General features: G+C 62.5%; 6 protein-coding genes. All 6 read left to right on the top strand.

The genetic code is table 11. From position 1 onward, the window contains the following. Nucleotides 1-166 precede the first annotated feature (166 nt). Genes recC through yfiB form a run of 6 tightly spaced genes read left to right on the top strand, consistent with a single transcriptional unit; the run spans nucleotide 167 to nucleotide 11729 of the window. Nucleotides 167-3616 carry an exodeoxyribonuclease V subunit gamma gene (gene recC / locus AO064_RS27540; RefSeq protein WP_064055219.1) on the top strand — a complete coding sequence of 1150 codons (3450 nt, stop codon included), beginning with the start codon at nucleotides 167-169 and terminating at the stop codon, nucleotides 3614-3616. After that, on the top strand, nucleotides 3613-7287 hold the full coding sequence (gene recB, locus AO064_RS27535; RefSeq protein WP_064055218.1) for an exodeoxyribonuclease V subunit beta: 3675 nt from the start codon (nucleotides 3613-3615) through the stop codon (nucleotides 7285-7287). The genes recC and recB overlap by 4 nt, the downstream gene beginning before the upstream one ends. After that, complete coding sequence (recD, locus tag AO064_RS27530) at nucleotides 7284-9389, top strand: exodeoxyribonuclease V subunit alpha (RefSeq protein ID WP_064055217.1); 2106 nt, start codon at nucleotides 7284-7286, stop codon at nucleotides 9387-9389. The genes recB and recD overlap by 4 nt, the downstream gene beginning before the upstream one ends. Nucleotides 9390-9401: 12 nt before the next feature. Further along, nucleotides 9402-9974 carry a regulatory sequestration protein YfiR gene (yfiR, locus tag AO064_RS27525; protein ID WP_046035170.1) on the top strand — a complete coding sequence of 191 codons (573 nt, stop codon included), beginning with the start codon at nucleotides 9402-9404 and terminating at the stop codon, nucleotides 9972-9974. After that, a complete protein-coding gene (gene dgcN, locus AO064_RS27520; protein WP_064055216.1) occupies nucleotides 9971-11233 on the top strand; it encodes a diguanylate cyclase DgcN/YfiN in 1263 nt (420 codons plus the stop codon). The genes yfiR and dgcN overlap by 4 nt, the downstream gene beginning before the upstream one ends. Nucleotides 11234-11237: 4 nt before the next feature. After that, nucleotides 11238-11729 (top strand): outer membrane lipoprotein YfiB, encoded by a 492-nt coding sequence (gene yfiB, locus AO064_RS27515; RefSeq protein ID WP_064055215.1) that lies wholly within the window; start codon nucleotides 11238-11240, stop codon nucleotides 11727-11729. Nucleotides 11730-12183 lie beyond the last annotated feature (454 nt).

Genomic DNA, 12183 nt, shown 5'->3' with positions numbered 1-12183 from the left:
TGAGAGTAGGTCATCGTCAAGATTAAATTCCGAAACCCCATTTGCGAAAGCAGATGGGGTTTTGTTTTGGGCGGTCGAAAATGTCTAACACATCCCAATTCCGCCAATAACTGCCCACAGTGCTAAAGTCGCACCTTCGATTTTTGCTTTTCCCAAGGAAGCCGTTATGCCGGACGCGACGTCCCTCAGTGCTGGATTCATGGTGGTTCACGGCAACCGCCTGGACGAACTGCGCAGCCTGGTGGTCAGTTGGATGCGCCGCTACCCACTGGCTCCCCTGGAAAACGAAATCGCCTTGGTACAAAGCAACGGCATCGCCCAGTGGCTCAAGCTGGCTTTGGCTGAAGATCCTGAAGATGATGATATGGGCGGTTGTGGAATCGCCGCAGCAATCGACGTGCAACTGCCCGGCAGCTTCATGTGGCAGCTGTACCGCATGGTCCTGGGCCGTGATGAAATCCCCCCCAAGTCCCTGCTCGATAAAGCCCCACTGACCTGGCGCCTGATGCGCCTGCTCCCGGAGCTTATCGATCAGCCGCACTTCGAACCGCTGCAGCGTTTCCTCACCCACGACACTGATCTGCGAAAACGCTATCAACTCGCCGAGCGCCTGGCTGATTTGTTCGACCAATACCAGGTTTACCGTGCCGATTGGCTGGAAGACTGGGCTGCCGGCCGTCACCAGTTGCGCAACGGTCGAGGCGAATCCAAACCGCTCAACACTGCCAACTGCTGGCAAGCCGAACTATGGCGAGCACTGCTGCTGGACGTAGGTGAAGAGGGCATGGCCGAAAGCCGCGCCGGCGTTCACCAACGCTTTATCGAGCGCATCAATACACTGGAAAAAGCGCCTGAAGGCCTGCCATCCCGAGTCATCGTTTTTGGCATCTCCTCGTTACCTGCGCAGGCACTCGAAGCCCTTGCCGGTCTCGCACGATTCAGCCAAGTTTTACTCTGCGTGCACAACCCCTGTCGCCACCATTGGTCAGACATCGTCGCCGACAAAGACCTGCTGCGTAACGAATACAAACGCCAAGCGCGTAAGAGCGGCATGCCGGTCACCATCGACCCACAAACCCTGCACCAGCACGCCCACCCGCTGCTGGCTGCCTGGGGCAAACAGGGCCGCGACTACATCAGCCTGCTGGACAGCTACGACGACCCCAACAGCTACCGCGCTGCCTTCCGCGATGGTCGTATCGACCTGTTCAGCGACAGCGAGCCCACCACACTGCTCAACCAGCTCCAGGACGACATCCTCGAACTGCGCCCACTCAACGAAACCCGCGAGCTTTGGCCTGCCGTCGACCTGGACCGCGATACCTCAATCCGCTTCCACATCGCCCACAGCGCCCAACGCGAAGTGGAAATCCTCCACGATCAACTGCTCCAACGCTTCAGTGCGGACCCCACGCTGCGCCCCCGGGACATCATCGTCATGGTTCCCGACGTGGATAGTTACGCGCCGCATATCCGCGCCGTGTTCGGCCAGCTCGAGCGCAATGACCCGCGCTTCATCCCGTTCACCCTGACCGACCAGGGCCAACGTGGCCGCGACCCTCTGCTCATCGCCGTCGAACACCTGCTGAAACTCCCCGACAGCCGCTTCCCCGTCAGCGAGATCCTCGACCTGCTTGATGTTCCGGCCCTACGCGAACGCTTTGCCATCAAGGAACGCGACCTGCCCACATTGCACCGCTGGATAGAAGGTGCCGGCATCCGCTGGGGGCTTAACGCCGAACAACGTGCCGGCCTGGGCCTGCCAACGGAGCTGGAGCAAAACAGCTGGCGTTTCGGCCTGCGCCGTATGCTGCTAGGTTACGCCGTAGGCACCGGCGCCGCGTGTGACGGCATCGAGCCCTACGATGAAATAGGTGGTCTGGACGCCGCCCTGATCGGCCCATTGGTCGCCTTGCTCGACGCACTCAATGACGCCCACCAAGCCCTGTCCCAACCCGCACCTCCGAGGGTGTGGGGTGAGCGTCTGCAACGCCTGATGCAACTGTTCTTCCTGCCCAGCAGCGAACACGACGATTACCTGCTGGGCCAACTCGAACAACTCAGAGAAACCTGGCTGGAAACCTGCGAGTCCGTAGGTCTGCAGGACGAGTTACCCCTCACTGTAGTCCGTGAAGCCTGGCTGGCCGGCCTCGACCAAGGCCGCCTGTCCCAGCGCTTCCTCGCCGGAGCTGTCAATTTCTGTACCCTGATGCCCATGCGTGCGATCCCCTTCAAGCTCGTCTGCCTGCTCGGCATGAACGACGGTGATTACCCGCGCGCGCAACCACCGCTGGACTTCGACCTGATGGGCAGCGACTACCGCCCCGGCGACCGCTCACGCCGTGAAGACGACCGCTACCTGCTGCTCGAAGCCCTGCTTTCAGCCCGTGACCAGCTGTACATCAGTTGGGTCGGCCGTAGCATCCGCGACAACAGTGATCGCCCGGCCTCGGTACTGATCGGTCAACTGCGTGACCATCTCGCCAGTGGCTGGCACCACGCAAACAGCGACGAGCCACTGATCGATGCCATGACACAAGAGCATCCGCTGCAACCGTTCAGCGCCCGCTATTTCCATGAGGGCGATGCGCTGTTCAGCTACGCGCGCGAATGGCAGTTGCTCCACGAAGCGTCCGATGCCCTCCCAACCGAACACGACCTGGCTCCCCACCAACAGGAAGAGCCCCTGAGCCTCGGCCAGCTCCAAGACTTCCTGCGCAACCCGGTCAAACACTTCTTCAGCCAACGCCTGAAAGTATTCTTCGAGGCCGCCGAAGTCCCGCTGGCCGACGAAGAGCCCTTCGTTCTCGACGCACTGCAACGCTACAGCCTGAGCGACAGCCTGCTCAGTGCTGCACTCACCCAACCCGATCACCTCGACCAGGCGCTGAATGCCCAGGCCCTGCGTCTGCAAGGCAGTGGCCTGTTGCCGATGGTCGGTTTTGGCGAATGCCTGCGTAACGAACTGATCGAGCCCTTGCCCGACCTGCTGCGACGCTACCAGCAATTACTGGCCCTTTGGCCCACCCCGCACCCCGGCGCCGAACCCGTCAGTTTTGAGCATCATGGCGTTCAGTTGGAAGGCTGGATCAGCGGATTGCATCGGCGCAGTGATGGCGGATTGCTCAGCGTCACCACCATTCCCAACAGTATTGGCTCGATCAAGACCCGCAAGTGGCATCGCCTGATTCGCCCCTGGGTCAATCACGTGGTTGCCTGCGCCTGCGGCTTGCCGTTAAGCACGGGCTTGGTGGCCAGCGACGACACCCTGCTCCTGCCACCACTGGATACATCCAATGCCCAGGAAATCCTCTGCAACCTGCTGCTGGCCTGGCATACCGGAATGAGCAAACCGCTACCCGTTGCCGTGAAAACCGCCTTCGCGTGGCTCAGCCAAACCGACCCAGTCAAGGCCGAAGCCGCCGCCAGTAAAACCTACGAAGGCGATGGCCTGACCAACCATGGCGAGCGTCGCGAAACCTCGGCGCTCACCCGGCAATTCCCCGACTACGCCACACTGATCGCCAGCGAAGAGTTTGAAGGTTGGTGCGAAACCCTGTATCGCCCCTTGCTCAACGCACCATGGCGATCACTCACCGGCGAGGACGGCGCATGACCCGTAAACCCTTGGCCCTGGCCTTCCCGCTCAAAGGCAGCCAGCTGATCGAAGCCAGCGCGGGTACCGGCAAGACGTTCACTATCTCCGCCCTCTACCTGCGCCTAGTCCTCGGCCACGGTGGCGACGAAGCAGGCTTCGGCCGTGAATTGCTGCCGCCGCAAATCCTGGTGGTGACCTTCACCGACGCCGCCACCAAGGAGCTGCGCGAACGCATCCGCATTCGCCTGGCCGAAGCCGCACGCTTTTTTCGCGAAGAAATCGAACAGCCCGATGCCCTGATCGCCGATCTGCGCGTCGAGTACCCACCCGAACAATGGCCTGCCTGCGCCAACCGACTGGACATCGCCGCCCAGTGGATGGATGAAGCCGCTGTCTCGACGATCCACAGTTGGTGCCAGCGCATGCTGCGCGAACATGCCTTCGACAGCGGTAGCCTGTTCACCCAGACCCTGGAAACCGACCACAGCGACCTGCTCGGCGAAGTGTTGCGCGATTACTGGCGGCTGTTCTGCTACCCGATGCACGACGACGCCCTCGACTGGGTGCGCAGCAACTGGGGCGGCCCCGCCGCATTAATGCCGCGAGTACGTGCGCTATTTGGCAGCGAACGGCCGACGGGTGAAACCCGCGAGCCCGCCGAGCTGATCAACGCCTGCCTGCAGGAGCGCCGCGAAGCACTGCAAACGCTCAAGGCCCCCTGGCAACAATGGGCCGCCGAACTGCGCGATATCTGCCTGCAAGCCGTGGCCGCAAAAACCGTCGACGGCCGCAAGATGCAAGCCCGTTACTTCGAGCCCTGGTTCGAAAAGATCAGCGCCTGGGCCGCTGACGAAACCCTTGAGCAACTGGACATCGGCACCGGTTTCGCCCGCCTCACGCCCGACGGTATGGCCGAAGCCTGGAAGGGCGAGCCTCCGCAGCATCCCGGTATCGACGCCATGGCCGGCCTCAAGGCCGCCCTTGATGCGCTGCCGACCCCCGACGCCGCCGTGTTGCAACACGCCGCCGGCTGGGTGGGCAAACGCTTCGAGGACGAAAAACGTCGCCGCGCCGAGATGGGTTTCGACGACATGCTCATCCGCCTCAACGCCGCCCTGCAAGCCGACGGCGGTGAACGCTTGGCCAGTGTGATCCGCGAGCAGTTTCCGGTGGCCTTGATCGATGAATTCCAGGACACCGACCCGGTGCAATACAGCATCTTCGACAGCATCTACCGCATCGAAGAAAACCACCTCGACAGCGGGCTGTTCCTGATCGGCGATCCCAAGCAAGCGATCTACGCCTTCCGTGGCGCCGACATCTACACCTACCTGCGCGCCCGACAATCCACTACCGGTCGCCACCACACATTGGGCACCAACTTCCGCTCCAGCCATGCGATGGTCGAGGCGGTCAATCACGTATTCCAGCATGCAGAAACAGGTCGCGGTGCGTTCCTGTTCCGCGAGCCCAACGGTGAAAACCCGGTGCCTTTCCACTCGGTGCTGTCCCAGGGCCGCAAGGAACAATTGCAGGTTAATGGGCAAACGCTGCCGGCCATGAACCTCTGGCACTTACCTACCGACCAGCCAGTGTCCAATGCGGTTTATCGTCAGCAATTGGCGGCCGCCTGTGCCACGCACATTGTTGAATTGCTCAACGGCGGGCAGCAAGGTACCGCCGGTTTCCTACGGCCGGACGTGAGCTTCACCGGTGTGCTTCCGTCAGACATCGCCATTCTCGTTCGCGACGGCAAGGAAGCCCAAGCCGTGCGCACCGAACTGGCAGCCCGTGGCGTACGCAGCGTCTACCTCTCCGATAAGGACTCAGTCTTCGCCGCCCAGGAAGCCCACGACCTGCTCGCCTGGCTCAAGGCCTGCGCCGAGCCGGATGTCGAGCGCCCGCTGCGCGCCGCCTTGGCCTGCGTCACGCTGAACCTGTCGTTGCCGGAGCTGGAGCGTCTGAACCAGGATGAGCTCGCGTGGGAAAGCCGTGTCATGCAGTTCCGTGGCTACCGCGCGATCTGGCGTACCCAAGGCGTGCTGCCGATGCTGCGCCGCCTGCTGCACGACTTCAAACTGCCGCAAACCCTGATCGCACGCAGTGATGGCGAACGGGTGCTGACCAACCTGCTGCACCTCAGCGAATTGCTGCAACAGGCAGCCTCGGAACTGGACGGCGAACAGGCACTGATCCGACACCTGGCGGAACACCTGGCACTCTCCGGCCAGGCGGGTGAAGAACAAATCCTGCGCCTGGAAAGTGATGAGCAACTGGTCAAGGTGGTGACGATCCACAAGTCGAAAGGCCTGGAGTACGACCTGGTTTTCCTGCCTTTCATCTGCTCGGCCAAACCGGTCGACGGCAGCCGCTTGCCGCTGCACTACCACGATGAACACGGCAAATCCCACGTCAGCCTGCGCCCTACGCCCGAATTGATCGCCCAGGCCGACAACGAGCGCCTGGCCGAAGACCTGCGCCTGTTGTATGTCGCCCTAACCCGCGCCAAGCATGCATGCTGGCTGGGCATCGCTGACCTCAAGCGTGGCAACAGCAATAGCTCCGTGTTGCACCTGTCGGCGTTGGGCTATCTGCTCGGCGCGGGTGCTTCGCTGGGGGAGTCTGCCGGTCTGGCGCGCTGGCTGTTGGACCTGCAAGCAGGTTGCCCTGCCATCGACTATGCGCAGGTGCCCGAAGCGCAACCCATCGTCTTCCACCCACCCCGCAACGAAGCCACACTGCGGGCGCCCTTGCTGCCCAAGCGCAAGGCCGCGGAAAACTGGTGGATTGCCTCCTACAGCGCCTTGCGTATCGGCGACAGCATGAGTGCCGCCACGCTCGAAGCGCCGGAAAGCCCCCAGGCCCAGAAGCTGTTCGATGACGAGCGCCTCGACCCCGATGCCCCTCGCGAAGTGGCGGCGTCCGGCGGCGACATCCACCGTTTCCCACGCGGTCCTAACCCAGGGACTTTCCTTCACGGTCTGCTCGAGTGGGCAGGGGAGGAGGGCTTCAACGTCACACCCGAGGCCATCGAAAAGGCCGTGGGCGCCCGCTGCAATCGTCGTAACTGGGAAGGCTGGATCATCACCCTCAGCGGTTGGCTCGGCCACCTGTTGCAAACGCCATTGCCGGTGGATAACGGTCACGTTTCCCTCAACGGTTTGCAGCAGTACCAGATCGAAATGGAGTTCTGGTTCGCCAGCCACAAAGTCGACGTACTCGCCCTCGACAAACTGGTTTGCCAGTACACCCACAACGGCGTATCCCGTGTCGCCGCCGAACCCGTGCTGCTCAACGGTATGTTCAAGGGATTTATCGACTTGACCTTCGAACATGACGGCCGCTATTACGTAGCGGATTACAAATCCAACTGGCTCGGCCCCGACGATTCGGCCTACACCCAGGACGCCATGGAACAGTCGATCCTCGAACATCGGTACGACCTGCAATACGTGCTTTACCTGCTGGCCCTGCACCGCCAACTCAAGGCGCGCCTGCCGGACTACGACTACGACCGCCATGTCGGCGGTGCGCTGTATCTGTTCCTGCGCGGAACCCGGTCCGCGAGCCAGGGTGCGTATTTCACCCGGCCGCCACGGGACCTGATCGAAGGCCTGGACCTGCTGTTCCAGGGCAAGACCCTCCCGCCCAAGGTTGAGCCCGCCTGGGAACAAGGAGTGCTGTTATGAGCCTGTCGCCATTACCGCTGGAGGCGTTGATGCCGCTCAGTCGCGCCGCCGACCTGGTGCAACTGCTGGAGCGTTGGGTCGATCGCGGTTGGTTGCGCGCCCTGGACAAAGCCTTCGTCGGCTTTCTGCACGAGCTTGACCCGCACGCTGACCCGCTGGTACTGCTGGCCGCCGCGCTGACCAGCCATCAATTGGGTCATGGCCACGTCTGCCTCGACCTGTTCGAAACCCTCAAGGCGCCGGACTTTGCCCTGTCGTTGCCGCCTGAAGGCGACCTGCAAACCGGTGCCATGCTGCTGCCGTCGCAGTTGCTGGAAGGCCTGGACGGCGCCCACTGGTGCCATGCGCTGGCTGCCAGCCACTTGGTCGCGTTGGCAGTCGATGGTAGCGAATCCGCCCAAAGTCGCCCCTTGGTGCTGTCCGGCAAACGCCTGTACCTGCGCCGTTACTGGACCTACGAGCGGCGCATCGACACCGCCTTGCGCCTGCGGCTCGCCACCCAGGAACGTGTCGCCGCCGATTTGCCGCAGCGCCTGGACAGCCTGTTCGACCAACCGCCGCCCGACGGCGTGATCGACTGGCAAAAGCTCGCCTGCGCCCTGGCCACTCGCGGTGCATTCAGCATCGTCACTGGTGGCCCCGGCACCGGCAAGACCACCACCGTGGTGCGCCTGCTCGCGCTGTTACAGGCGCCGGCTGTCGAAACCGGCAGCCCGTTGCGCATTCGTCTGGCCGCGCCCACCGGCAAGGCTGCCGCACGCCTCACCGAGTCCATCAGCCAGCAAGTGCTGTCGCTGAAAGTGCCGGACAACGTGAAGGAAAAAATCCCGACCCAGGTCACCACCGTCCACCGGCTACTGGGCAGTCGCCCAGGCACGCGGCATTTCCGTCATCACATCGGTAACCCGTTGCCCCTGGATGTGTTGGTCGTGGATGAAGCCTCGATGATCGACCTGGAAATGATGGCCAACCTGCTCGACGCCTTGCCACCCCATGCTCGCCTGGTATTACTGGGCGACAAGGATCAACTGGCGTCGGTAGAAGCGGGCGCCGTACTCGGTGATTTGTGCCGTGATGCCGAAGCCGGCTTCTACAGCGCCGAGACCCGCCAATGGTTGCAAGCCGTCAGTGGCGAAGACCTCAGTGCCAGTGGCTTGCAGGAAGACCTCGACGGTACCCATCCCCTGGCCCAGCAAGTGGTGATGCTGCGTTACTCACGCCGTTTCGGCGAAGGCAGTGGCATCGGCCAACTGGCGCGCTGGGTCAACCAGCAAAACGCTGAAGAAGCCCGCAAGCTGCTGGCGGCGCGTAGTCACGATGATCTGTTTTGCGTCAGCCTCAAAGGCGAACACGATTACGCCCTGGAGCGTCTGGTACTGGACGGACAGGGTGACGGTGCCGAGGGCTATCGCTATTACCTCAATCTGTTGCAAAGCGCCCGGCCATCTGCCGCCACCCCGCGCGAAGACACCGCCTGGACCCACTGGGCGCAACAACTGCTGCAAGCCTTCGATGCTTTCCAACTGCTCTGCGCGGTACGCAAGGGCCCTTGGGGCGTTGAAGGCCTCAACCTGCGCATCACCGCCGCCCTGCGCAAGGTGCGCCTGATCGAAGGCGACGAGCAATGGTACGAAGGGCGCCCGGTGCTGATGACCCGCAACGATTACGGCCTGGGTTTGATGAACGGTGACATCGGCATCGCGCTGAAACTGCCCGAAAGCGACGGCGGCCCCCCAGTGCTGCGCGTAGCGTTCCCACGTAACGATGGCCAGGGCGGCGTGCGTTTTGTGCTGCCCAGCCGTCTGAATGATGTGGAAACCGTGTACGCCATGACCGTGCACAAATCCCAGGGCTCGGAGTTCACCCACACGGCGCTGATCCTGCCGGATGCGCTGAACCCGGTGCTCACCAAAGAGTTGATCTACACCGGCATCACCCGTGCCAAACGCTGGTTCAGCCTGATCGAACCCCGGGGCGGCGTGTTTGAAGAGGCCGTGCGGCGCAAGGTCAAGCGCTTGAGTGGGTTGATGCTGGAGTTGGGTCAGGAGTCAGAAATATCCGACGCTGTGCTATCGTTGCGGCATCACCCCGAAAACACCTGAGAGTATCGCTGCATGAACGTGGCCGTCTCGCCCACAGAGCGAAGTTTGAGCTGGAGACGCCTGCTGCTGGCAATCCTGTGTGTGCTCGCGCCGCACGCCTTCGCCCAGGCGCCCGATCCCGCAGACCTTGCAGACCAGCGCGCCCAGGCGGTCACCCAAGTGGTACTTGGCATCCTCAGTTATGCCCGCTGGCCAGTCGAGCCGGCGCAATTGCGCCTGTGTATCGTCGGCCCGACCCAGTACACCGACGACCTGATCAAAGGCACTACCCAGGCCACCGGCCGTCCGGTCGTGGTGCAGCGCCTGCTGGCCAGCCATCCCGATATCGTCACCGCGTGCGATGCGGTGTACATCGGCAAACTCACGGCGGATGAGCGCAGCCAACTGTTCGCCGCGTTGATCGGCCACCCGGTGCTCAGTATCAGCGAAGGCGGCGACCAGTGCACCGTGGGCAGCCTGTTCTGCTTGCGGGTAGGGGATGAACAGGTGTCTTTCGAAGTCAACCTGGACTCCGTGGCCCGCAGCGGCGTGCGCATTCACCCCAGCGTGTTGCAACTGTCCCGTCGCCGAGCGCCCGCGCAATGAGCGGCGCCAAGGTGCGACCGACGCTGCGCTCGGTCATCGGCCGAGGGCACCTGATCCTGGCGCTGGTGGCCGTGACCCTGGCCAGCGTGTCCCTGACCCTGCTCGGTGTGTTGGCGCTGCGGGTGTATGCCGAACACAACCTCCACCTGATCGCGCGCTCCATCAACTACACCGTGGAAGCGGCGGTGGTGTTCAACGACAGCGCCGCAGCCACCGAAGCCCTCAGCCTGATTGCCTCCACCGAAGAGGTGGCCCAGGCCGAAGTCTTCGATGCCAATGGTAAGTTGCTGGCGCAGTGGATACGCCCGGATACCGGCCTGCTCTCGCGTGTGGAACTGGAGCTGGCGCATACGCTGCTCGAACAACCCATCAGCCAGCCGATCCTTCACCAAGGGCGAACCATCGGCAGCATCCATCTCATCGGCCACGGCGGTAGCCTGCTGCGCTTCCTGCTCAGCGGCCTGGCCGGGATCTTCATCTGCACCGCCCTCAGCGCGTGGATCGCCCTGCACCTGGCGCGCCGCTTGTTGCGCGGCATCACCGGCCCGCTGCAAAGCCTCGCCGCCGTGGCCCACGCCGCCCGCAGCGAACGCGACTTCGACCGCCGCGTACCGCCGGCAAAAATCGCCGAACTCGACAGCCTGGGCAGTGACTTCAACGCCTTGCTCGGCGAGATGGAAGCCTGGCAAAGCCACTTGCAAAGCGAAAACGAATCCCTCGCCCACCAGGCCAACCACGACAGCCTCACCGGTCTGCCCAACCGCGCCTTCTTCGAAGGCCGTTTGATCCGCGCCCTGCGCAGCGCAGCCAAGGCCAAGGAACAAGTGGCAGTGCTGTACCTCGACAGCGACCGCTTCAAAGAGATCAATGACAGCTTTGGCCACGCCGCCGGTGATGCCGTCCTCGTGGCCGTCGCCGAGCGTGTGCGCGCGCAATTGCGCGAAGACGACCTGGTGGCGCGCCTGGGCGGCGACGAGTTCGCCATACTGCTGGCGCCGTTGCACAAGGTCGAAGACGCCGAGCGCATCGCCGACAAGATCATCGCCAGCATGGACGTGCCGATCTCCGTGCCCGGCAATACCCAGGTATTGACCTCTCTCAGTATCGGCATCGCCATCTACCCCGATCATGGCGCCACCCCCGGCACCTTACTCAATGCTGCCGACGCAGCGATGTACCAGGCCAAGCGTTTGTCCTCGGGCGGCCAGCAAACGGCGGAGTCGGAGAACCCCGTCGTCAACGTTAAACACAGGAGTTGATCCCTTGTTCTCGACCGTGCGTTTCATGTTTATCACCCTGCTGGTGTCATTGCTCGCCCTCGGCGGTTGCCAGACGGCCCCACCCAAAGGCCTGACCCCGGCGCAAGTCGCCGTTCTCAAGCAGCAAGGCTTTGAACTGACCGACGAAGGCTGGGCATTCGGCTTGTCCGGCAAAGTGCTGTTTGGCAGCGATGTCGAGGCGCTCAACCAACCCAGCACCGACATCGTCCAGCGCATCGGCAAGGCCCTGCTGGGCGTCGGGATTGAACGCGTCCGCATCGACGGTCACACCGACGCGTCGGGCAAGGAAACCTACAACCAGCAACTGTCCCTGCGCCGCGCTAAAAGTGTGGCGACGGTGTTGATGAGTGTGGGCATGAAGGAAGAAAACATCCAACTGCGCGGCTTGGGCAGCAGCGAGCCGGTGGCGTCCAATGACACCGCGGCGGGGCGCACGGAGAATCGACGGGTGTCGATAGTGGTGATGTCGGACTGAGCGGCTTCACCCGTTTCAATCTGAAATACGATCAAAAGGTGGGGGCTTGCTCCCGATAGCAGTGGGTCAGTGATCGATAAGCTGACTGTCACACCGCCATCGCAGCAAAGGTATCTACACAATATTGTAGTGAGCGGGCTTGTCCCGCGCTGGGCTGCGAAGCGGCCCCAGCTCTTTGTTTAAAAAGACTGGGACTGCTGCGCAGTCCAGCGGGAGCAAGCTCCCTCGCCACAGGTTACTTTGCGCTCTTAAGACTTCTTAACTGACCGGCATTAGGGTTTGCCCCCGATACCAGTGGGTCAGTGATCGATAAGCTGACTGTCACACCGCCATCGGGAGCAAGCCCCCTCCCACCTTTTGATTGGTGTTGGCTTAACGGTCCGGTGTCATTGCCTGCGTTGGTGCTCCATCACCGAATCTCAGCAAAAACCTTCAAGCATTTTTCCTGTAGGAA

Origin of the sequence: Pseudomonas marginalis, assembly GCF_001645105.1 — a bacterium.
GTDB lineage: Bacteria > Pseudomonadota > Gammaproteobacteria > Pseudomonadales > Pseudomonadaceae > Aquipseudomonas > Aquipseudomonas petroselini.
The sequence above is the reverse complement of the archived record's forward strand: the minus strand, read 5'-3'. Positions and strand labels throughout refer to the sequence as shown.